Origin of the sequence: Amycolatopsis tolypomycina (genome assembly GCF_900105945.1) — a bacterium.
Taxonomy (GTDB): Bacteria; Actinomycetota; Actinomycetes; order Mycobacteriales; family Pseudonocardiaceae; genus Amycolatopsis; species Amycolatopsis tolypomycina.
On record NZ_FNSO01000003.1, the window covers coordinates 236,989 to 258,410 of the forward strand.

At 71.6% G+C, this 21,422-nt stretch carries 19 protein-coding genes; 11 read left to right on the top strand and 8 right to left on the bottom strand.

Annotation, left to right across the window (positions count from 1 at the left end; genetic code table 11):
* The first annotated feature begins 152 nt into the window (after positions 1-152).
* A complete protein-coding gene (locus tag BLW76_RS06690; RefSeq protein ID WP_425266001.1) occupies positions 153-1,325 on the top strand; it encodes a sensor histidine kinase in 1,173 nt (390 codons plus the stop codon).
* Positions 1,322-1,978, top strand: a complete 657-nt coding sequence (locus tag BLW76_RS06695; protein ID WP_091304975.1) for a response regulator — start codon at positions 1,322-1,324, stop codon at positions 1,976-1,978. The genes BLW76_RS06690 and BLW76_RS06695 overlap by 4 nt, the downstream gene beginning before the upstream one ends.
* On the opposite strand, the gene BLW76_RS06700 is transcribed toward BLW76_RS06695, so the two are convergent.
* From BLW76_RS06700 to BLW76_RS06710, 3 genes are all read right to left on the bottom strand, one after another.
* On the bottom strand, positions 1,942-2,721 hold the full coding sequence (locus tag BLW76_RS06700; protein ID WP_244170070.1) for an endonuclease domain-containing protein: 780 nt from the start codon (positions 2,719-2,721) through the stop codon (positions 1,942-1,944). The two genes, BLW76_RS06695 and BLW76_RS06700, sit on opposite strands and share 37 nt — an antisense overlap.
* A 278-nt stretch (positions 2,722-2,999) precedes the next feature.
* Positions 3,000-3,911, bottom strand: coding sequence for an SDR family NAD(P)-dependent oxidoreductase (locus tag BLW76_RS06705; RefSeq protein ID WP_091304976.1), 912 nt, complete (start codon positions 3,909-3,911; stop codon positions 3,000-3,002).
* The gene (locus tag BLW76_RS06710) at positions 3,908-4,495 is read right to left on the bottom strand and encodes a TetR/AcrR family transcriptional regulator (RefSeq protein WP_091304977.1); all 588 of its coding nucleotides are present in this window, start codon (positions 4,493-4,495) and stop codon (positions 3,908-3,910) included. The genes BLW76_RS06705 and BLW76_RS06710 overlap by 4 nt, the downstream gene beginning before the upstream one ends.
* A 197-nt stretch (positions 4,496-4,692) precedes the next feature.
* Between BLW76_RS06710 and BLW76_RS06715 the strand changes: the two genes are divergently transcribed.
* From BLW76_RS06715 to trmB, 6 genes are all read left to right on the top strand, one after another.
* Positions 4,693-5,631, top strand: a complete 939-nt coding sequence (locus BLW76_RS06715; RefSeq protein WP_091304978.1) for an ABC transporter ATP-binding protein — start codon at positions 4,693-4,695, stop codon at positions 5,629-5,631.
* A 17-nt stretch (positions 5,632-5,648) separates the two neighbouring features.
* Positions 5,649-6,401 (top strand): ABC transporter permease, encoded by a 753-nt coding sequence (locus BLW76_RS06720; protein ID WP_091304979.1) that lies wholly within the window; start codon positions 5,649-5,651, stop codon positions 6,399-6,401.
* 108 nt (positions 6,402-6,509) lie between these two features.
* Complete coding sequence (locus tag BLW76_RS06725; protein ID WP_091304980.1) at positions 6,510-7,442, top strand: ATP-binding cassette domain-containing protein; 933 nt, start codon at positions 6,510-6,512, stop codon at positions 7,440-7,442.
* Entirely contained in the window at positions 7,439-8,194 is a 756-nt protein-coding gene (locus tag BLW76_RS06730) for a hypothetical protein (protein WP_091304981.1), read from the top strand. The genes BLW76_RS06725 and BLW76_RS06730 overlap by 4 nt, the downstream gene beginning before the upstream one ends.
* Positions 8,195-8,353: 159 nt before the next feature.
* Complete coding sequence (locus BLW76_RS06735) at positions 8,354-8,923, top strand: hypothetical protein (RefSeq protein WP_091304982.1); 570 nt, start codon at positions 8,354-8,356, stop codon at positions 8,921-8,923.
* Between the two features lie 125 nt (positions 8,924-9,048).
* Positions 9,049-9,681, top strand: coding sequence for a tRNA (guanosine(46)-N7)-methyltransferase TrmB (gene trmB / locus BLW76_RS06740; protein ID WP_244170122.1), 633 nt, complete (start codon positions 9,049-9,051; stop codon positions 9,679-9,681).
* 91 nt (positions 9,682-9,772) lie between these two features.
* Here trmB and BLW76_RS06745 read toward each other — a convergent pair whose 3' ends face one another.
* Both BLW76_RS06745 and BLW76_RS06750 read right to left on the bottom strand, forming a co-directional pair.
* Positions 9,773-12,022: an ABC transporter permease gene (locus BLW76_RS06745; protein WP_091304984.1), complete on the bottom strand. Its 2,250-nt coding sequence runs from the start codon at positions 12,020-12,022 to the stop codon at positions 9,773-9,775.
* On the bottom strand, positions 12,019-12,720 hold the full coding sequence (locus BLW76_RS06750) for an ABC transporter ATP-binding protein (protein ID WP_091304985.1): 702 nt from the start codon (positions 12,718-12,720) through the stop codon (positions 12,019-12,021). The genes BLW76_RS06745 and BLW76_RS06750 overlap by 4 nt, the downstream gene beginning before the upstream one ends.
* Positions 12,721-12,893: 173 nt before the next feature.
* Between BLW76_RS06750 and BLW76_RS06755 the strand changes: the two genes are divergently transcribed.
* Genes BLW76_RS06755 through BLW76_RS06765 form a run of 3 tightly spaced genes read left to right on the top strand, consistent with a single transcriptional unit; the run spans position 12,894 to position 16,665 of the window.
* Positions 12,894-14,684 (top strand): sensor histidine kinase, encoded by a 1,791-nt coding sequence (locus BLW76_RS06755; RefSeq protein ID WP_091304986.1) that lies wholly within the window; start codon positions 12,894-12,896, stop codon positions 14,682-14,684.
* A complete protein-coding gene (locus BLW76_RS06760) occupies positions 14,681-15,334 on the top strand; it encodes a response regulator (RefSeq protein ID WP_091304987.1) in 654 nt (217 codons plus the stop codon). The genes BLW76_RS06755 and BLW76_RS06760 overlap by 4 nt, the downstream gene beginning before the upstream one ends.
* Positions 15,335-15,357: 23 nt before the next feature.
* Positions 15,358-16,665 carry an amidohydrolase family protein gene (locus tag BLW76_RS06765; RefSeq protein WP_091304988.1) on the top strand — a complete coding sequence of 436 codons (1,308 nt, stop codon included), beginning with the start codon at positions 15,358-15,360 and terminating at the stop codon, positions 16,663-16,665.
* A gap of 123 nt (positions 16,666-16,788) precedes the next feature.
* Here the strand turns inward: BLW76_RS06765 and BLW76_RS06770 are convergent, their stop codons facing one another.
* From BLW76_RS06770 to BLW76_RS06780, 3 genes are all read right to left on the bottom strand, one after another.
* Complete coding sequence (locus BLW76_RS06770) at positions 16,789-17,466, bottom strand: SDR family oxidoreductase (RefSeq protein WP_091304989.1); 678 nt, start codon at positions 17,464-17,466, stop codon at positions 16,789-16,791.
* Complete coding sequence (locus BLW76_RS06775; RefSeq protein ID WP_091304990.1) at positions 17,463-19,097, bottom strand: DUF7850 domain-containing protein; 1,635 nt, start codon at positions 19,095-19,097, stop codon at positions 17,463-17,465. Before BLW76_RS06775 ends, BLW76_RS06770 begins: the two co-directional genes overlap by 4 nt.
* Before the next feature lie 90 nt (positions 19,098-19,187).
* Positions 19,188-21,269, bottom strand: coding sequence for a PhoX family protein (locus tag BLW76_RS06780; protein ID WP_091304991.1), 2,082 nt, complete (start codon positions 21,267-21,269; stop codon positions 19,188-19,190).
* Positions 21,270-21,422: the final 153 nt, after the last annotated feature.

Consider the following 21,422-nt stretch of genomic DNA (forward strand, 5'->3'; position numbering starts at 1 on the left):
TCACGGCCCCCAGTCCTCCCCGGTCTCACGGACAACCCCTGAATCGTGCCATGCGCCTCATCCCGTGGTCGCACCGAAGGTGGTACCGGCGACCGACGCGCGATCCCGAGCGCGCGACCTAGTGTTGTGTGGTGCGACGGCTGAGCCTCTGGATGCGTGCCCACCCCATGGCGGGCGACTCGGTGCTGGCCGTCCTGCTCGGCTTGTTCGACCTGCTCCTGTTCGCCGCCGGCGGCCTGGACGAGGTCGTCGGCCTGCCGCCCTGGTACGTCACCGTGCCGGTGGAGCTCGCGATGGTCCTGCCGCTGGTGTTCCGGCGGAAGTCGCCGCTGTGGTCGGCCTACGTCGTGCTGGTGATCGGCGTCGTGCACGCAACGCTGGAGCTGGGCATCGCGAGCATCGCCGGCCTCGCGATGAGCATCTACTCGGTCGTCGTCTACGCCGGGCGGCGGCAGGGCCTGGTGTACGTCGGCGCGGTCGTGGCCGGGTCGGCCCTGATGCTGGCGCTGGGGCCGTCCGAAGAGCTCGTCATCTCGGCGCTGTTCCTCGCGTTCGGGATCGCCCTGTGCTGGACCCTCGGCGAGTTCGTCGGGGCCCGGCGCGCCTACGACGTGGAAGTGGAGGCCAGGTTGCACCTGCTCGAGACCGAACGGGACCAGGCCACCCGGATCGCGGTGGCCGAGGAGCGCGGGCGGATCGCGCGCGAGCTGCACGACGTCGTCGCGCACGCGGTGAGCGTCATGGTCGTGCAGGCCGACGGCGCTTCGTACGCACTGGCGAGCAACCCCGAGCTCGCGCAGCGGGCCCTGCAGACGATTTCCGAGACCGGCCGCGGCGCCCTCGGCGAGCTGCGGCGCCTGCTCGACGTGCTCCGCAGCGACGACGCCGACGGCGAGCCGCGGGTCCCGCAGCCGGACGCGCACGCGCTCGCCGAGCTGGCCGACCGGATGCGCACCGCCGGGGTGCCGGTGGACCTGGAGCTCGGCGAACTCGGCGACCTGCCGGCCGGCGTCTCGCTGGGCATCTACCGGATCGTGCAGGAATCGCTGACCAACACGCTCAAGCACGCCGGGCGCGGCGCGACGGCTTCGGTGCGGGTGCACCGCACCGGCGACCTGGTGGAGGTGCTGGTGTCCGACGACGGCGCCGGCCACATCCCCCAGCTGGTCCCGGCCGGCCGCCGCGACCCCCGCCTGCCGGGCGGCAACGGCCTGATCGGCATGCGCGAACGCGCGCACGTGTACGGCGGGACATTGGACGTGGGCCCGGCTCCGGGCGGAGGGTGGCAGGTCCGCGCGGCCCTGCCGGTTAGGTTGGACAAGTGATCAAGGTGGTGGTCGTCGACGACCAGGAGCTGATGCGCGTCGGGTTCCGCATGGTGCTGGGCGCCCAGGCGGACATCGACGTGGTCGGCGAGGCGGGCGACGGCGCACAGGCGATCGAGCTGGCGTCACGGCTGCGGCCGGACGTGGTGCTGATGGACGTCCGGATGCCGGTGCTCGACGGCGTCGAGGCGACGAAGCGGATCGTCGCCGCCGGCACCGCCCGAGTGCTGGTGATGACGACGTTCGACCTCGACGAGTACGTGTACGCGGCCCTGCAGGGCGGGGCGAGCGGGTTCCTGCTCAAGGACACCCAGCCCGACCACCTGGTGTCGGCGTTGCGGGCGGTGGCTTCGGGCGACGCGGTGGTGTCGCCGTCGGTGACCCGCCGGCTGCTGGACCGGTTTGTGGGCACGGGCGGCGCTCCGATGCGGGACACGGGCGAGCTGGACGTGCTCACCGATCGCGAGCGCGAAGTGCTGGTGCTGATCGCGAAGGGCATGTCGAACCTCGAGATCGCGGAGGCACTGTTCCTGTCGGAGGCAACGGTGAAGACGCACGTCGGGCGGATCTTGGCGAAGCTGGAGCTGCGGGACCGGGTGCAGGCCGTGGTGCTGGCCTACGAAACGGGTCTCGCACGCCCTGGCCTGGGCTGACCTCGAGGGGCACTTTCACGTGAAAGTGCCCCACGGACGGTCGCGACCACGGCCTTCGGTGCGCTGTACAGCTCAGCCTTGGTGACGATCACGAAGCGCCAGCCCAGCGCTTGAATCGCCGCTCGGCGCGCTTCGTCGTGCCGCGGCTGGTCACCCTCCCCGTGCCATTCGCCGTCGTACTCCACGGCGAGCTTCTGCTCCGGGAAGGCCAGGTCCAACCTGCCCGCGAACACGCCTTGCGCGTCGAAGACCTCAAGCTGGACGTCGGGCTCGAGGCCGGCGACGGCCAGCCAGACCCGCAGCTCGGACTCCGGAATGCTCTCCGAACGAGGATCCGCAAGCCGGAAGGCCTTCTTCGCGCGGACGATCCCGCTGTCGCGCCGGCCCTTCAGGTACACCTCCAGCTCCGCTGCGTCGACCTCCCCTGCTCGGAGCAGTGCGTCGAGGTAGCCGACGACCCGCGGCAGGGAAATGTGCAGCCTGGTGTTGGTCAGGATGTCGAGGGCAAGGCGCGGCGAAGTGGCCAGCCGGATCTCGTGCCACGGCTCGCTGTCGATCGATCCCCGGCTCGTCCGCCGGACGTGCACGCCGTCCCGCAAGCCGAACAACGGGTTTCCCGGCAGGATGAGTTCGACCGGGGCGTGCGAGCCGACCAGTTCCAGGCCGCGGACAGCGGCGGCCGAACACCCGGTGATCACCGCGTCCGATGGCGCGAGCAGAGCCGCGGCCCTGCACCGGAGCACGTGCGTGACCGGGACCGTCGAGGCCACATAGACGTTGCGAAGGAGCCTGGTGAAGAGGGGAGACCGTAGCGTTTTCTTGGTCAACGCACCCTCGGCGATGGCATGGCTCCCGAGGAACGGTTCGGCGAAGTCTGCGGAGGCGGAGAACGACACGACCCGAGCGTGCCGCACGCCCCGGCAGAACAAGCCGGTTCAAGATCAACTAACGCCCACTTGTCCACATCCCCCAGAAGTTGTCCCAAGGGGGCACTTTCACGTGAAAGTGCCCCATTCTAGGGTCAGCGGAAGTTGTCCGGTGGGGTGGTTGCCTCGTCCTTGTCCGTGTGGCGGACCTCTGTGATCCAGCGGCCGAAGTCGGGGCGGTCGCCGTCGATGTCCGTGTAGTCGTACTCCTTCATCAGCGTCCAGGACGCCAGCGTCTGGCCGGCGAAGCGGGACACCGAGGGGTCCTGCGCCAGGGCCGCGACGCCGCGGGCCAGCAGGTATGGCGTCTCCGAAATCTTGAAGTCGACCGGGGCCAGCTTGCCCACCGCGTCGCGCCAGTTCTCTTCTGTCACCTCGAAGTGGTCGAGCATCGACTCCGAGCGGAGGAAGCCCGGGGTCACCGCGAGGCCGACGCAGTCGTACGCCTTCAGTTCCGCGCCCAGTGCGCGGCCGAGGGCGCGGATGCCGCACTTCGCCAGGTAGTACGGGAAGCCCGCGCCGACGTAGTCGTCGTTGTCGCCGTCGGTCACCTCCAGGACCAGGCCGCGGCGGGCGATCACCAGGGGGAGCAGCCGGTGCAGGGCGATCAGGTGCGTGTCCAGCGCGTTGTGCGTCAGCTTGAGCGCGTCCTCCAGCGGCGTCTCCCAGTACGGCGCGTCGAAGTGGAAGTACATGTCGCCGCCCCAGACGTCGTCGACCAGGATGTCGATTCCGTCCACTTCGGACTCGATCTGCGCTCGTAGCGCGTCCACATCGGACACCGACGTGAAGTCGCAGCGGACGACCACCGCGCGGCCGCCCGCCGCCTCGACCAGCTCGCCCGTCTCCTCGATCGTTTCCGGGCGTTGCATCGGCGAGCGCGTCTCGCGCGTCGTGCGGCCGGTGACGTACACCGTCGCGCCCGCTCGGCCCAGCTCCACCGCGATCGCCCGGCCGCAGCCCCGGGTCGCCCCCGTGACCACCGCCACCTTGCCTTCGAGACTCATGGTTCCTCCCGTCCGCGCCACGCGGCCAAGACCGCGTCGACGTCCTCTGCCAGCCGGTCGGCCAGCCGCCCGTGCGGCCGGATCGACCAGTCGATCGACACCCCGTTGATCACGCCGAGCACCGCACGCGCGGCCCGCGGCACGCTCGGTGCGTGCGGCAACGACCCGGCCGCCGCCCGCACCAGCCGCCGCAGCTCCTCCTCGACCGCCGTGAAGTGCTCGCCCAGCAGCGACCGCAGCACCGGGTCGCCGATGTCCACGCCGAGCTGGCCCAGGTGGTTCGCCGCCTCTTCGGCGTCGCCGAGCACCGCGTAGACCGACACCGCCGCCGCGCGCAGGCCGTCGACCGGGTCGTCCGCCCGCGCGGCGCACTCCCGCATCTCCTCGACCGCCCGCCGCGTGGCCCGGCGGCTCATCGCCTGCAGCAGACCGCTCTTGGAGCCGAACCGCTGCGCGACCGTGCCGACCGAAACCCCGGCCTCCGCCGCCACCTGCGCCAGCGTGAAACCCGGGCCGCAGCGGCCGATCACGGTCTCCGCCGCACCCAGCAGCCGCTCGTCGGTGATGCTCCTCGGCCGGGCCACCCAATTATTGAACCACAGTTCATTAACTACCGCGAATCAGGGTCGCCTCAGGGTCATCACGGATCGCGCATCGGCCGGAAAGCCAGCAAGGTACTACTCAGGTAGGGGGACCGGTTCGGCCTCCAGGGTGACGCGCGAACCACCCCCGACCCGCGACGATGAACGCGTCGTAAGCGAGGGGCGGAAGAGGAGCAGCCATGATCGAGGCAACGGGCCTCACCAAACGGTACGGAAAGACGCTGGCGGTGAACAACCTGTCGTTCTCCGTGTCCGCGGGCCAGGTCACCGGCTTCCTCGGTCCGAACGGGGCGGGCAAGTCCACCACCATGCGGATGATCCTGGGCCTGGACAACCCGACGGGCGGCCAGGTCACCATCGGGGGCAAGAAGTACCACGACCTCAAGGAACCGCTGCGCACCGTCGGCGCGCTGCTCGACGCGAAGTGGGTGCACCCCAACCGCTCGGCGCGCGCCCACCTGCTGTGGATGGCGAAGTCCAACCGCATCCCGGCGAGCCGCGTCGACGAGGTCCTCGAGACGGTCGGCCTGACCAGCGTCGCGAACAAGCGCGCCGGCGGGTTCTCGCTCGGCATGTCGCAGCGGCTCGGCATCGCGGCCGCCCTGCTCGGCGACCCCGAGGTGCTGCTGTTCGACGAACCGGTGAACGGCCTGGACCCCGAGGGCATCCTCTGGATCCGGAAGTTCATGCACCGGCTGGCCGACGAAGGCCGCACCGTTTTCGTGTCCAGCCACCTGCTTTCGGAGATGGCGCTGACCGCCAGCAACCTCGTGGTGATCGGCCGGGGACAGCTGATTTCGCAGTCGTCCACCGAAGACTTCGTCGCCCGCGCCGCCGAGAACACGGTCAAGGTGCGTTCTCCGCAGCTGGCCGAGCTCCGTGACGCCCTGCAGCGCGCCAGCGCCGGGGTCGTCGAGGACACGAACTCGCTCGTGGTGTCCGGGATGGACAGCGACAAGATCGGCGAGATCGCCGCCGCCAACCGGATCGTGCTGCACGAGCTGAGCCCGCAGACCGGCTCGCTCGAGCAGGCCTTCATGCAGATCACCGGCGACTCCGTCGAGTACCACACCGGCCTCGACGCCGAGGCGCAGCACGTGCTCGAGTCCGCCAAGTAACCGGGGAAACCAAGACCATGAACCTGCTCGCCGTGGAACGCATCAAGCTGTTCTCGACCCGCTCGCCGTGGTGGTGCGCGCTCATCACCCTGGCACTGGCCATCGGCTTCGCCGCCATCTTCTCCGGCGCGTCGCCCGCCGACGAACCGGTCAGCGTGGCCGCCACCCAGTTCGGCGGCTCCCAGTTCGGCATCGCCGTCGTCATGGTGCTCGCCGCGCTCGCGGTGACCACCGAATACCGCTTCAACACCATCCGGACGACCTTCCAGGCGGTGCCGCACCGCTCGCCGGCGCTGGTCGCCAAGGCGATCGTCGTCGCGCTGGTCGCGCTCGTCATCGGGGAGATCGCCGCGTTCGGCGCCCTCGGCCTCAGCATGCTGATGCGGCCGAACGACGGCATCGGCCTGCACACCACGCAGGACTGGATGAACGTCGCCGGGCTCGGGCCGGTGTTCGCGGTCGCCGCCGTGCTCGCCGTCGCGCTCGGAATCCTCGTCCGGCACAGCGCCGGCGCCATCGCCCTGCTGCTCATCTACTACTTGGCCGTCGAAGAGCTGGTGCAGCTCATCCCGAAGATCGGGCACCACATCCACGAGTGGCTGCCGTTCAACGTGGCGAACAAGTTCCTGCGCGGCGCCGCCGCCGGGGGCGACGGCCCGCCGCCGTCGGACTCGCCGCTGAGCCCCGGCTGGGCGCTGGCGTACTTCGCCGGCATCGCGATCGTGTTCCTGCTCGTCGCGCTCGGGGTCGCGAAGAAGCGGGACGCCTGAGGGGAAACAGGGGAAAAGGGGAGAACACCGGATCCGGGTCGCGCTGTCGGGGGGCGACCCGGATCCGGTGTTTCGCAGTAGGCTCCCCATGGACGGACGGGGGGACCCATGATCGAAGCGACAGCACTGACCAAGCGGTACGGCGCCACCACCGCGGTCAACGAACTGACGTTCACCGCGCGGTCGGGGCGCGTCACCGGCTTCCTCGGTCCGAACGGCGCCGGCAAGTCCACGACCATGCGGCTGATCCTCGGCCTGGACACCCCGGACGCGGGCCACGTGCTCGTCGACGGCGTCCCGTACCGGGAGCTGAAGGATCCACTGAGGACGGTCGGCGCGATGCTGGACGCCACCTGGCGCCACCCCGGCCGCAGCGGGCGCGACCACCTGCGCTGGCTGGCCGCGACCAACGGCATCCCGGACAAGCGCGTCGAAGAGGTGCTCGCGCTGGTCGGCCTGACGAGCGTCGGCAAGACGCGCGTCCTGCAGTACTCGCTCGGCATGCAGCAGCGGCTGGGGATCGCCGCCGCCATGCTCGGCGACCCGCGCGTGCTGCTGTTCGACGAGCCGGTGAACGGCCTCGACCCCGAGGGCATGGCCTGGATCCGGCAGCTGCTGCACCTGCTGGCCGACCAGGGCCGGACCGTGTTCGTGTCCAGCCACCTGCTGCCCGAGATGGCGCAGACCGCGCAGGACCTCGTCGTGATCGGCCGCGGCAGGCTGATCTACCAGGGCACGATGGACGACTTCATCGCGCAGACGAGCGAGCACGGCGTCCGCGTGCGCACCCCGCACGCCGACCAGCTGCGCGCGGCACTGGCCGGGCAGGCCGAGTTCACCGAAGCCGACGGCGCCTTCCTGGTGTCCGGCTTGGACAGTGACCGGATCGGGCAGCTCGCCTTCGACGCCGGCGCGACCCTGCACGAGCTGAGCCCGATCACCGGGTCGCTCGAGCAGGCCTACCTCGACCTCACCCGCGACGCCGTCGAGTTCGCGGTGCCGTCTGTGTCGCCTGCGTCGTCTTCGGAGGCCGCCCGATGATCACCAACCTCCTCCGCGCCGAGCGCATCAAGCTCTTCAGCACGCGGGCGCCCTGGTGGTGCCTGGCCATCGCGCTCGTCGCGCCGCTCGGGTTCACCGTGCTGTTCTTCGCGCTGGCCGGCCCGGAGATCCCGCCGACCGTCGGCAACACCCAGCTCGCGAGCGGCAACGGCCGGACCGTGCTGCTCGTCCTCGCGGTGCTCGCGACCGCGTCGGAGTTCAACTGGGGCACCATGCGGCTGACGTTCCAGGCCGTGCCGAGCCGGGCGCCCGCACTGCTGGCCAAGGTCGTGGTCGTCGGCGCCTTGGGTGCGGTCCTCGGGCTGGTCATCGGCTTCGGCTCCTGGGGAGTCGCGACGCTGGTGCAGCCGGACGCCGACCTCGCGCTCGACTCGGGTGCCGCGCTGCGCTCGGTGCTCGGCCAGAGCCTGGTCTTCCTGTTCACCGCCGTCGCCGGCGTCGGCGTCGCGCTCCTGCTGCGCAGCGTCGCCTTCGCGCTGACGGTGGTCCTCGTGTGGACGCAGGTGCTGGAGGGCGTCATCGTCCTCATCCCGGGCGTCGGCAAGCACATCTACCAGTGGATGCCGTTCCACGCCGCCGACGAGTTCGTCGGGGCGGGCGGGTTCGCCGCGGGGCCGCTGGGGCTGCCGTCCGCGCCGCTCGGCCCGTGGGGCTACCTCGGTTACTTCGCGGCGATCACCGTTGCCCTGTTCGTGGCCGGCGTACTCGTCACGGCACGACGCGACGCCTGAGCGTGACCGCGGTCTCAATACCGCACAAAACCTTGTTAACAAAAGGTGAAACAACTGTGGCTTCTCTCACAGCCACCGGACATACTGCTACGACCAGGCAAGATTCATAAGTGAGAGCACCGGACCCGTCTGAACTCCCCCTGGAGGTGAATCTTGACGGTGGACACCGGGCAAGAATTGGGCGGCACGATTCCCCGAGCCCGCGTCGAAGACGACGCTCCCCGGCTCGAACCCATGCTGGACCTCGAATGGTCGCGGGCGATCGAACTCCCGCAGGCCGCCATGACGGCGGCGACCCCGGCCGAACTCCGCCGCGCGTGGGTGCACCGCGCGCCCGAAGACAGCGTCCTGGCCCTGTTCCGCGCTTCGGCCGGGATGGCGGGCCCGATCCCCGCGCCGTGGTGGCTGCGCGCGGTCGCGGACGGCAAGCTCGATTCGCGGGAACAGGGTTTCCGCGTCGAGGACCGGATCGCGCAACTGCTCGGCAGGCGCCCAGGGTGGGAATTCGTCCCGTGGGCCGCGGACGGCGAATCCGGCTACTGGGAGTTCATGCCGTCCGAACGCGGCAAATCGGGACACGCGATTCCGACGACGGTGATGAACACCGACCGGCACCCGGGCTGGATCGACGTCCTGCCCGCGCACACCGGGCGGACCCCGGACCCGATCCCGATCGCCGGCCTGGCCGGACTGCGGTCGCGTCTCGGGGTGATCGAGGCGGTTCGTTAATCCATCCATGCCCCCGCCACCACCCTCAACGGAGGCGCTGCGCGCCCAGCTACATTCCATCCGTGGAGAAACAGGACGGACGTCGGCTGCGCAGCGTGGTCAGTTACGTCAAGCGCGGTGGCCGGATGACCGTCGGGCAGCAGCGGGCGTGGGACGACCACTGGCCGCGGCTGGGCCGCACGGTGAGCGAGCTGCCCGAAGGGCCGCTCGACTTCACCGCGTGGTTCGGCCGCGAGGCGCCGGTGATGCTGGAGATCGGCTCCGGCATGGGCGAGACGACGTCGCAGCTGGCCGCCGCGGCGCCGGAGCTGAACTACGTCGCGGCCGAGGTCTACGACCCGGGCCTCGGCCAGCTGATGCTGCGCGCCGAAAAGCTCGGCGTCGAGAACCTGCGGCTGCTGCACGGTGACGCCGTCGTGCTGCTGACCGAGCACGTCGAGCCGGACACGCTGCACGGCGTGCGGCTGTTCTTCCCGGACCCGTGGCCGAAGAAGAAGCACCACAAGCGGCGGATCGTGTCGCCGTCGTTCGCCGCGCTCGTGGCGTCGCGGCTCGCGCCGGGCGGCACCTTCCACATGGCGACCGACTGGGAGAACTACGCCGAGCAGATGCTCGAGGTCTGCTCCGCCGAACCGGCGTTGAAGAACCGGTACGACGGCTGGGCGCCGCGCCCCGAGTGGCGGCCGGTGACCAAGTTCGAGCAGCGCGCCGACGTCGAAGGCCGCGTCTCCCACGACCTCATCTTCGAGAAGCAATAGGGGCACTTTCACGTGAAAGTGCCCCTCCCTGGTGGGCACTTTCACGTGAAAGTGTCGGGTTCGCCCCTCCCCCGACAGAGGGGCGAACGCCTTATTCGTCGGCCAGCGGCTCGGCCTGGACCCGCTTGAGCGCGGGTGTGCAGACCGACGCGCCGAGCAGGGCCACGCCGACCCCGAGCACGACCGGCGCCAGCAGCCACGGGCTGAGCACGATGCCCCGCGGGTCGACCATGCTGTAGAGCCCAACGCCGACGCCCACCCCGACGATTCCCGCGCCGATGGTGGCGACCAGAGCCGGCAGCGCGGCTTCCATCCGCAGCGCCCGCGACAGCACCCGCACCGGCGTGCCCGCGGCCATCAGCGCACCGAACGTGCGGCGGCGGTCCATCACCGAGCCCGCGGTCGCGACCGCGGCACTGCAGCCGGCCAGGACGCCCGCCGCGATCAGCCCGATCACGGTGACCCGGCGCAGGTCGCCGAGCTCGGTCTGCTGGTTGTACAGGTACTGGTCGCGGCTGCCGATCTCCGCGCCGCCCGCCGGCCCGGCCAGTGCGGTCCGGACGATCTCGCGGTTCGCGTCGGTGGTCGGCGCGACCACGGTGTAGTCCTTCGGTGCCAGGCCGTCCGGCAGCGCGGCCGGGTCGACGATCAGCGTGTCCGACAGGTCCGGGTCACGGGGCCGCACGGCTTCCACCCGCGTCCCCGACTTCGCGGCGACCGCCGGCCCGTCCCACGCGGTGGCGAACCGGTACTGCGCGAGGTCGATCGCCGAGCCGCCGATGACGGCCGGGCCGCCCGTGCAGTTCTCCGGCGTGAGCCCGTAGCGGGTCAGCTTGACGGCGTCGGCGCAGGTCATCACCAGCGCGCGGTGGCCGTAGCGGTTGTCGCCCGTGCCCTTGACGAGGTAGACCTCGCCGACCGCGACCGCCTTCTCCTGCTGGCCGTACTTCTGCAGTGACGCGTTGGCCTGCTCGACGATCGGGCCCGCGTGCTGGTCGTCGGTGTCGACGTAGAGCACGGAGTCGACGTAGGAGCGCCCGCCGCCGGCCATCGACTCGAACGTCGGCAGCAGCGTCAGCGCCATCGACCCGGCGAACACCGCCAGCACGATCCCGGCGGACGCGCGGTAGGCGCCCTTCGGGTCGTCACGCAGGCGGCGGCCGGCGAGCAGCGCCGACGGGCGCCGCCAGATCCGGACGAACGTGCCGCCCACCGCCGACGTCACCCACGGCCCGACGATCGCGGCCGAGCCGACCAGCAGGAACAGGCCCGCCATGACGAAACCGATGCCGCCGTAGTCCTTCGCCGTCGCCACCGCGACCAGGAAGAACAGGCCCGCCGCGGGCAGGGCCAGCAGCCGCCACCAGCGCAACGGCTTCTTCGTGTGGCCGCCGGTGGCGAACAGCGGGTTCTTGAGGACGCGGCGCAGGCCGAGCACGCCGGCCAGGACGACGAGCACCGGGATGGCCACGACGATGAACACCGTCAGCCCGACCGGCAGCGCGAAGTCGGACGCCAGCCAGGTGCCGCCGGCCCACGGCACGAACGACGCGAGGCCGTGCAGCGCCGGGCTGAGGAACAGGCCGAGCAGGGCGCCGATGCCTGCCGACAACGTCGTCTCGGCGGCCACCATGTTCGTGACCTGCCCCGGCGTCGCCCCGGCCAGCCGGATCGCGGCGAGCCGCCGTTCGCGCCGGGCCGCGGTCAGCCGCGCCGAAGACGCGACCAGCACCAGGCTCGGCACCAGCAGCACGATGATCCCGACCCAGGACAGCAGCATGAGCAGGGCGTCCGGGCTCGCCTTCCCGCTCGGGAAGCCCGCGATCCGGTCGGCGTTCTGCGGCATCGCGTCCGGCGTGTGCCCGGTCAGCGCGACGAGCTGCTCGGGGAACCGGAGGCCGTCCTCGCCGAGCGCGCCGACGGGCTTGCCGAACCGGTCGCCGAGCTGCGCGGCCGGGTTGGCCTGCAGGAGCCGGCCGAGCGCGGGCGACACGACGGTCTCGCCGGGGCCGGGCAGCTGCGGCACGCCCGGCGGCAGCTGGATCGAGCCGGGGGTCACGCCCGGAGCCAGCGCGACGTCGACGCGGACGATCTGCTTGCCGTCGAAGTAGTCCCTCGACGCGTTGTAGAGCAGGTTGACCGGGCCGTCGGAGCTCCGGCTGTAGAACTGCTCGCCCTGCCAGAGGGCACGTTGTTCGCGGTTCTGGGTGGCGAACGGCAGCGTCGCCAGCAGCAGCACCAGCCCGGTCGCGACGGCCACCCCGATCGCGGTGAGGATCGCCGACGTCCGGGTCCGCCGGTCGACCTTCAGCACCCGCAGGGCGATCTGGAGGGAGTTCACGCCGCGAGCCTCGTCGCGATCAGGCCGTCGCGGATGGCGACGGTCTTGGGCATCGACTCGGCCAGCTCGCGGTCGTGCGTCACCACGATCACCGCGGCCCCGGTCTCGTGGGCGGCGCCGAGCAGGGCGTCCATCGTCTCGCGGCCGGTACGCGTGTCGAGCGCGCCGGTCGGCTCGTCGGCGAAGATGACCTTCGGCCGGTGGGTCAGCGCCCGCGCGATCGCGACGCGCTGCGCCTCGCCGCCGGACAGCTCGCCGGGACGGCGCTTTTCCTTGCCCGCCAAGCCGAGCCGGGACAGCCAGACGCGGCCGGCGTCGATGGCCTCCTTGCGGCCGAGCCCGGCCAGCAGGGACGGCAGCGCGACGTTCTCTTCGGCCGACAGCTCGGCGACCAGCATCCCCGACTGGAAGACGAACCCGAACTCGGTGCGGCGCAGCTCGCTGCGCTTCTTCTCGCCGAGGTGGTCGATCCGCTGCCCGCCCAGGAAGATCTGCCCGTCGTCGGCGCGCAGGATGCCGGCCAGGACGTGCAGCAGCGACGTCTTGCCCGAGCCGGACGGCCCGACGATGGCGACGGCGTCCCGCGGCTGGATGTCGATGTCGATGCCGGCCAGGGCGTGCTGGGTGCCGTAGCGCTTCACCAGCCCGCGGCCGGACAGCACGGGGCCGTTCGTCACGTGTGGCGTGTTCGGGTCCACGAGGTTCTCCCTGTCGGTGAGGATCTTGATGCCGACGAGCCTCGCCGAGACCGGGGCGTGTCCACTTCGGGCAGACGGCTAGTCACGCCCGGGCCCGCATCGGCCGATCGGCCGAGGGTGCGCGGGCCAGTCGGCCAAGGTGCGGGTGCCGGGGAATCACGTAACGTCACGTTGTGCCCGCCGCGCCCCTGCCGAAAACGCTCTACAACCGCGCCGCCGCCCTGGTGCGGCGCATCGGCGTGCCCTCCGCCATCCTGTACGCCGCGCTGCTGTTCGACGTCATCTACACGACGCAGGCGGCACTCGACCGGCTCGGCCCGCGCCTCGTCGACTTCGGCCTGCTGCCGGGCATCTTCGCGATGGCGGCCTGCGGGCTCTGGGCCCAGAAGCGGGCGGCGGTCGCCGGGGTGGCCGGCGGCGGGGTGCTGATCGTCTCCACCCTCTTCATCCACGCGTCCCGCATCCCGCCGTACTCCAGCGTGCTGCCGAAGGTGACCATCACCGAGGTCGTGGCCGGGGTGCTGATGGTCTACTTCGTGGCCCGCCGGGCGCGGGCGGGCGTGGCGTTCTGCGTGATCAGCTTCCTGGTCGTCGCGGGCCTCGTCGCGGTCTTCGGCCGGTACGGGAGTGTCGCCGACGTCGACAGCGGCACCGGCTTCCAGGCGCTGCTGTTCGGCCTGCTGCTGCTCGTCGGCCCGCTGGTGCCCGCCATCGCGGCCCGCGACCGCAGCCCCCGTGGTGCCCCGCGGACGCGGCTGCTGCGCCGGGTGAACGAGCTGGCGATGGGCCAGTGGCCGCTGATGGGGCTGCTCGCGTTCGCCTTGCTGTTCGAGTTCGGCTACACGTACTCGAACACCGTCCGCGGGTTCCCGATCCTGTTCTGCTCGATAGTCGCGTCCGTCATCGCGGTGCTGTCGCCGCGGCGGCCCGCGGACGCGCTCCTCGGCCTCGCCGGGATCATGCTGGTGTCCGCGGTCGTCACGCCGTTCCTGGACCTGCGCGCCGGCGACTACCAGATGACGGGCGGGGTGCCGGTGGTGCAGGTCATCGCCGGCATGGGTGTGGTGGTGAACCTGACCCGCGCCCGCGGGCTGAGCCAGTCGTGGCCGCGGATCGGCGTGCTGTCGGCCGTCGTCGCGCTCGCGGCGATCCTCAACTCGTACCGGTCACGGGGTCTGCAGACCGACCCCCAGGTCCTGTCGGTACTGGCGTTCGCCGCGACGATGATGCTCGGCATCTCGGTCGCCATCGGCCTGATGCTGCGTTCGCGGGACGCCGAGCGGGTCACGGCCGTCCAGTCCGCGGTGAGCGACGCGCAGACCGCCGAGCGGATGGCGCTGGCCCGCGAACTCCACGACGTCGTCGCCCACCACGTCACCGGCATCGTCGTGCAGGCGCAGGCCGCGCGGATGATGGCCGAGCGGAACCCGCAGATCGCCGTCGAGGCGATGGGCCGGATCGAGAACGCGGGCGTCGAGGCGCTCGCGGCGATGCGGCGGCTGGTCCGGTCGATGCGGGGCGACGCGCCGGCTGGGTCGAGCGAGTTCAGCGAGCAGGCGACCACCGACCTGGGTGCCGACCTGCGGAAGCTGGTCGAGGGCGCCAACCACGGCGTGGCGACGTCGATGCACCTGGACCTGCCGCCGGACCTGCCGCACGAGGTCGGCCGCTCGGCGCTGCGGCTGGTGCAGGAGTCGCTGACGAACGTCGGCAAGCACGCCGCCGAGGCGACGGAGGCGTTCGTCCTCGCCGAGGTGGCGGGCGACCAGCTGCACCTGCGGGTGACGGACAACGGGCGCGGGACGACGCGCCGTCCGGCCGGCGGGTCGGGCGGCTACGGTCTGGTCGGCATGCGTGAACGCGTCGCGCTGCTCAAGGGCCGGCTGTCGGCCGGGCGGGACCCGGACGGCGGCTGGCGGGTCGAAGCTTGGCTGCCGCTGGCGGCCGGGGAAGGGGACGAGTGATCCGGGTACTGATCGCCGACGACCAGGAGATGGTGCGGATGGGGTTCCGCATGATCCTGGACGCGCAGGACGACATCGAGGTCGTCGCCGACGTCGCGGACGGCGTTTCGGCGGTCTCGAAGGCCCGCGAACTGCGTCCGGACGTCTGCCTGCTCGACATCCGCATGCCCGGCCTCGACGGCCTGGAGGTCACCCGGCAGCTGGCCGGGCCGGACGTGACCGACCCGCTGAAGGTGGTCGTCGTCACGACGTTCGACCTCGACGAGTACGTCCACACGGCGCTGCGCAACGGCGCGTCGGGGTTCCTGCTGAAGGACGCGGGCCCGGCGCTGCTGATCGAGGCGGTCCGCGCGGCCGACCGCGGCGACGCGCTCGTCTCGCCGCAGATCACCGTCCGGCTACTCAAGCACTTCGACGGGTCCGGCTCGGCGAAACCGCAGGTCCCGCCGCCGTCCGAGCCGCTGACCGCGCGCGAGCTGGAGGTCGTCAAGGCGGCCGCGCAGGGGATGACGAACACCGAGATCGGCAAGGAGCTCTTCATGTCGTTGTCGACGGTGAAGACGCACCTGGCGTCGGTGCAGAGCAAGATCGGCGCGCGGAACCGGGTGGAGACGGCGGCGTGGGCGTGGCGGAGCGGAGTCGTTTCGTGATTCCGGGTGCGTAGTATCCAGAGATGCAACGCCGTTTCCACGCCCCTGTCGTTCTCCCCGCCGACCCGTCCTGTTCGCTTCTCCGTGACGCGGTCGTCGACGTCGACGCCGACGGGCGCATTTCCTACTGCGGACCGGCGGCCACCGCCCCCGAGTCCGCCGCACCGGTCACCACCCTGACCGGCATCCTGCTGCCCGGCTTGATCAACACGCACGCGCACAGCCCGATGACGCTGCTGCGCGGCATGGGCGGCGACCTGCCGCTGCTGCCCTGGCTCAACGAGATCATCTGGCCGGCCGAGGCGAAGCTGCGCCCGGAGGACATCCGCACGGGCATGCTGCTCGGCTCGGTCGAGATGCTCCGCCACGGCGTCACGACGAGCGCCGAGATGTACTTCGAGGGCGAGCAGCTGGTCGACGCGGTCCTCACGACGGGCGGCCGCGTGCTGGTGGCGCCGCCGGTGATGGAGCTGCCGGGCCTGGACTGGAAGGCCCAGCTGGCCGGAATCGAGCGCTGGATCGACACGGACGGCCTCCGCTTCGGCCACGGCGACCGCATCGAGCTGGGCTACGGCCCCCACTCCGCGTACATGTTGTCTTCGGACGGACTGCGCGCTACGGCGGAGTCGGCTGCTTCGCGGGGTGCGCTGGTGCAGATCCACGTCGCGGAGGCGGCGGCGGAAGACTCTGCTGTTCGTGCCTCGCACGGTTCGGTGCCCGCGCTCTTGAGGGAGCTGGGCATGCTGGACGGCCGGGTGCTGGCGGCGCACTCGATCCACCTGTCGGATTCCGACATCGCGCTGTACGCCGCGCACGGGGTCGGGATGGCGCACTGCCCGGGCTCGAACGCGAAGCTGGCCTCGGGGATCGCGCGCATCGCGGACCTGCGCGCGGCGGGCGTCGCGGTCGGGCTCGGCACGGACGGCCCGGCGTCCAACGACGACATCGACCTGTGGGAAGAACTGCAGCTGGCTGCCATGTTCGCCCGGCTGGCCACCGGAGACTCGACGGTGTTGACGGCGGCGGACGTGTTCCTGCTGGCGACCCGCGGCGGTGCGGCGGCGCTGGGCCGGCCGGACATCGGCGCGCTGGAGCCGGGGCGGTGGGCCGACCTGGTGCACGTCGACCTGGACGACCCGGCGTTCGCCTGCGGGCTGGACGTGCCGGACGTGCAGCTGCTGTCGAACCTCGTGTGGGCGGCGGGTTCGCGGCGGGTGCGGGACGTGTGGGTCGCCGGTGAGCAGGTCGTGGCCGACGGCGAGTCGGTGAAGGTGGACCGGGCGAAGGTGCAGGCCGGCGTGGCCGAGACAGCGGCGCGGCTGCGGGCTTGATCCACAAGCGCGTGCGGCTGTGGACAACTCGGTGCTGACGGGCCGGGTTGTCGGTGGGCGGCGATAGACTGGAACCGGGGTCAGCCCCCTGGGAGGGCGGGGAGTTTGGCGGGCCCTCCCCGCTCAGCGCGGCCGGAGGATGACCTCCGTCGGGTGGGCGTCCGGGGTGGCCGACACCGCCGTCACCACCGCGGTGGCCACCGAGTCCGCCTTCAGCAGGTGCGACGTGTCGTACTCGCGGCCTTCGCCGGCGAAGATCTCCTGCTGCATCTCCGTGTCCGTGCGGCCCGGGTACACCGACGTCACGCGGATCCGCGGCTCCTCCTCGCGGAGGGCGTCGGCGAAGGCGCGGACCGCGAACTTGCTCGCCGCGTACGGGGACCAGCCCGGGCGGGCGTTCAGGCCCGCTCCCGAGTTGATCACCACCACGTGGCCGCCCGCCGCGCGCAGCGCCGGGAGCAGGAGGCGGGTCAGCTCGACCACCGCCAGGGTGTTGACCTCGAAGTTGTCTCGCCACGCCGACGCCGAGGCGTCCTCGATGCGGCCCAGCCGCGCCACGCCCGCCGAGTGGACCAGGACGTCCAGTGCCGTGATGTCCGCGACCGCCGACGCCAGGGATGCCGGGTCCGTCAGTTCCACCGGCCACGGCTTCGCGCCCGGGAGCTCCTTCGCCAGCGCAGCCAGTGCGTCGGCGTCGCGGCCGCCGAGGAGCAGGCGGTGCGTCGGGGACAGCTGGTGGGCGACCGCCGCGCCGATTCCGCGGGATGCGCCGGTCACCAGGGCCAGGGGGAGATCCGTCATGCCCTCACCGTAGCGGCGAACCCCGCGTCCACCGTGCGGTCTTCGCGCTTGCCGGGCCCCAGCGGGCGCGGGTCCGCGCAGCCGGACGCCGGGTCCGCGTCGGAGTCACCCGTGTCGTCGCCGGTGTCCTTGGCCGTCGGGTGGTGGCCGTCCGCGGTGAAGCACACCTGGTACGTGCCGTCCTCCAGGCCGTCGAAGGCGTACGAGCCGTCTGGGCCCGTGACGAGACTCGAGACTTCCTTGCCGCTCGCGTCCTTCAGCACCACCTTGACGCCGGCGAGACCCGGTTCGCCCGCGTCCTGCCGGCCGTCGCCGTTGGTGTCGGCCCAGGCGAAGTCGCCGATGCGGTTGGTCGGGGAGAGCAGCCCGAGGTCCGCCGCGAAGTCCTCGTGGGACGGGCCGCCCACCGTGCGCGGTGCGGTGCAGCCGTCCGGGCCGGCGTCCGAATCGCGGTCTTCGCTGCCCGCGTCGCGGCGGGTCACCGTGAAGTCCGCCGGCACGGCGAAGCAGACCTGGTACGTGCCGTCCTTCAGCTTCTCGAAGCCGTACTTGCCCTTGTCGTCGGTCGCCGTGGTGCCGACCGTGCCGCCCGCGCCGTCCTTCAGCGTCACCTTGACGCCGGCGACCCCGGGCTCGTCCGGGTCCTGCAGGCCGTCGCGGTTGCGGTCGGCCCAGACGAAGTCGCCGATCTTCGCGATGGCCGGCGGCGGCAGCACCGTGATCGTCGCCGACGCCGTCTTGTCGCCGAGCGTGCCGCCCGGGTGGTGGACGCCGGTGACCTTCGCCGTGTTGACGTGCCCGTTGTCGGCCACCGTGAGGTCCGGGTGGTCGCAGGTCAGCTGCCGGTTCGCGCCCGGGGCCAGCGGGAACGGCGCGAACGACGTGGCGCACCACGGGTCCTGCACCGTGATGCCGGTGAGGTCCTGGGTGCCCTCGTTGGTCACCGTGATGCGGTAGTGCGCGGTTTCGCCCGCGGTCACCGTCGCGAACGAGGCCCACGCGCCGGTCGCCGGGTTCTGCACTTCCTTCTTCACCGAGTACGCCGCCAGCTGCAGGTCGAGGCAGTCCCAGTGCAGCCGGTCGAGGGTGGACGTGGCGAAGAACTTCACCGCTGTCGCCTTGGCCGGGGCCGTCGCCGCCGGGAACTCCTGCCTGACGAGGGTGCCGTCGCCCTCGTAGTGGTCGGCGACGAGCTTGGTCTCCTGGATCTGCGTGCCGGTGGCGTCGTAGAAGCGCAGGCCGGTGGCCGGTTCGTAGCGCGGCGCACGGGCCGCGGTCCAGACGCTGAGGGTGTAGACGCCGCCGGGGACGAACCGCTCGGTCTGGTACGCGGTGCTGGTCTTGCCGTCCGGTGTCTGGAGGAACGCCGCCCGCTGCCCGTCGACGGCGAAGTCCGGCGCGGTCAGCAGCTTCGGCACCTTCGCGGCCGGTGTGCCGGGCGGGACCGGGGCGGCCGGGGCGAACACGTACCCGTCCGGAGCGCCGTTTCGCGCCGCGAGCTCGACGCTCGGGTTCGCCGCGAGCCCGCCGCAGACCGGCGGCGCGTCCTCGGCGACGGACGCCGAAGCGGGCACGACCGCCGCCGCGATCGCCGCCACCGCCACCGCCGCCGTGCGTCGCGAGAAGATCACCTCTCGACTATGGCGCGCGGCACGGGCCCGCACCGGCCGAGAACCGTCCACTTAAGAGTGAACCTTGCTCGGCCGGGGCGGGCCCGGGTGTCAGCGCTCGCCGATGCGGCCGGGCAGCCCGAAGCGGCCCTTCTTCCACACCGAGACCAGCGACGGCCGTGGCTGGGCGGTGCCGCCGTCGGGCCAGTGCGACGTCGGGTTCGCCGAGCTCGCCGCGTTCTCGCCGGGGTGCTGGACCGCGACGAGCACCAGGTTGTCCGTCACGACCGGGCCGCAGGTCTCGGCGCCGACCGGCACCGAGAGGAACTGCTTTACGTGGCCGCGCTCGGCGCCGGTCACCGGCACCGAGAACAGGCCGTCGTTCCAGCCCAGCGCGTTGCCGTCGGTGGCGACCCACAGGTTGCCGTGCCGGTCGAAGGTGACGTTGTCCGGGCAGGAGATCGGGCTGACCTGGTCCTTCGGGAAGCCGCCGTAGTAGGTGTCGGCCGCCTTCGGGTCGCCGCAGACCAGCAGCAGCCGCCAGGCGAACCGGGTCGAGGCCGCGTCGCCGCAGTCCTCCTCCCACTCCAGGACCTGGCCGTTCTTGTTGGCCACCCGCGGGTTCACCTCGTCGACGCCCGCCTTGCCCGCCGCGCCGCGGTCGCTGTTGTTGGTCAGCGCCGCGTAGACCCGGCCGTTGACCGGGTTGGGCTCGATGTCCTCCGGGCGGTCCATCTTCGTGGCCGCGACCTTGTCGGCCGCCTGCCGGGTGAAGACGTAGACCTCCTCGGCGGTCATGCCGTCCACAAAGGACTTGTTGCCGCTCGCCAGCGGGATCCACTCGCCGGTGCCGTCGAACTCGCCGTCGGCAGGCAGCGTGCCCTTGCCGTCGATCTCCGAAGCCGGGCTGTCGCCGGTGAACCGGGCGACGTACAGGGTGCCGTCGTCGAGCAGCGCCGAGTTGTGCCGCCGCGCGTGCGCGCTCTTGCCCGGCTTGTACTTGCCGTTCGAGACGAACTTGTAGATGTACTCGAACCGCTCGTCGTCACCGGTGTAGGCGGCCACGCGGCCGTCGGCGGTGATCTTGATGTTCGCGCCCTCGTGCTTGAGGCGGCCGAGCGCGGTGTGCTTGATCGGCGTCGAGTTCGGGTCGTTCGGGTCGATCTCGACGACCCAGCCGAACCGGTTCGGCTCGTTGGGCTCCTGCGCGACGTCCCAGCGCTTGTCGAACCGCTCCCACTTGCGGGTGCTGGCGCCGGTGCCGATCGCGTACCGCTTCAGCCGCGCGGCCGCCACCGGGTCGGTGACCTTCTCGGAGTTGGCGAAGTACTGGTGGATGTTCTCCTCGCCGGAGAGCACGGTGCCCCACGGCGTCACGCCGCCGGAGCAGTTGTTCTGCGTGCCGCGGACCTTGCGCCCGGTCGGGTCGGCCGACGTCTTGAGGTACTTCGAGCCGGCGGCCGGGCCGCGGACCTCGAAGATCGTGTCGAGCGTGATCCGGCGGCCGTACCGGCTGGGCACGACCTCCAGGCCGCCGTGGACCGGGTCGCGGCGGGTCAGCAGCACCGACAGCCCGTGCGCCGCCCAGGCGATCTTGACCTGCTCCTCGGTCGGGTTGGCCGGGTCGTACTGGTCGGCCGGGAACATGTGCAGCTCGGTCGTGTACTCGTGGTTGACCACGAGCAGGTTGGTCAGGCCCAGCGGGTCCTGCGGGATCAGGCCGACGAAGTCGTTGTTGTAGCCGAACTGCTTGGCCTGCGCGGCCGCGGTCTGCTTGGTGAAGTCGAACTTCGGCGCGCCCGGGACGACCGGGTCGCCCCAGCGGATGACCACGCGCTGGGCGTAGCCGTCGGGGATGCTGACCGCGTCGAGCTTGTTCGGCGGCACGGGCGTGAAGTCCGTCCCGGGGACCGGACGCGGCTTCGGGCCGCCGTGGCCGTTCGCCGAGACGCCGCCGGGCGCGGCGGCCGCGGTCCCGGACAGCGCGGCGAGGCCGCCCGCGGTGGCGGCGAGCACGGCGCCGGCCTTGAACACCCGGCGGCGGGACATGTCCTTGACGATGTCGCCGAAGTACTCGTTCCCGGACTCGTTCGGCTCCGGGTGGGCGCACGCGTTGCCGCAGCGGTACTCGCAGGTGATCGGGGAACGTCCACCCGCGTGCGCGGGGAACAGCGGGAGCAGACGGTCGGGCACAGCGCCTCCATGGTGGGAGTTCGGGAACGAAGCGACCGTATGTGCCGAAAACCAGCCGATCCAGACTTCTGGATGAACAACGGGTGTATTGCTCGCAATGCCCACGCGCGGACCCCCTGAACGGCCGACGGCCCCCGGACACTTGGTCCAGGG

Coding starts and splice junctions, on each gene's coding strand:
- BLW76_RS06690 (WP_425266001.1), top strand. CDS start 153: ATGCGTGCCCACCCCATGGCGGGCGACTCGGTGCTGGCCGTCCTGCTC.
- BLW76_RS06705 (WP_091304976.1), bottom strand. CDS start 3,911: ATGAGTCTCGAAGGCAAGGTGGCGGTGGTCACGGGGGCGACCCGGGGC.
- BLW76_RS06715 (WP_091304978.1), top strand. CDS start 4,693: ATGATCGAGGCAACGGGCCTCACCAAACGGTACGGAAAGACGCTGGCG.
- BLW76_RS06720 (WP_091304979.1), top strand. CDS start 5,649: ATGAACCTGCTCGCCGTGGAACGCATCAAGCTGTTCTCGACCCGCTCG.
- BLW76_RS06725 (WP_091304980.1), top strand. CDS start 6,510: ATGATCGAAGCGACAGCACTGACCAAGCGGTACGGCGCCACCACCGCG.
- BLW76_RS06730 (WP_091304981.1), top strand. CDS start 7,439: ATGATCACCAACCTCCTCCGCGCCGAGCGCATCAAGCTCTTCAGCACG.
- trmB (WP_244170122.1), top strand. CDS start 9,049: ATGACCGTCGGGCAGCAGCGGGCGTGGGACGACCACTGGCCGCGGCTG.
- BLW76_RS06765 (WP_091304988.1), top strand. CDS start 15,358: ATGCAACGCCGTTTCCACGCCCCTGTCGTTCTCCCCGCCGACCCGTCC.
- BLW76_RS06770 (WP_091304989.1), bottom strand. CDS start 17,466: ATGACGGATCTCCCCCTGGCCCTGGTGACCGGCGCATCCCGCGGAATC.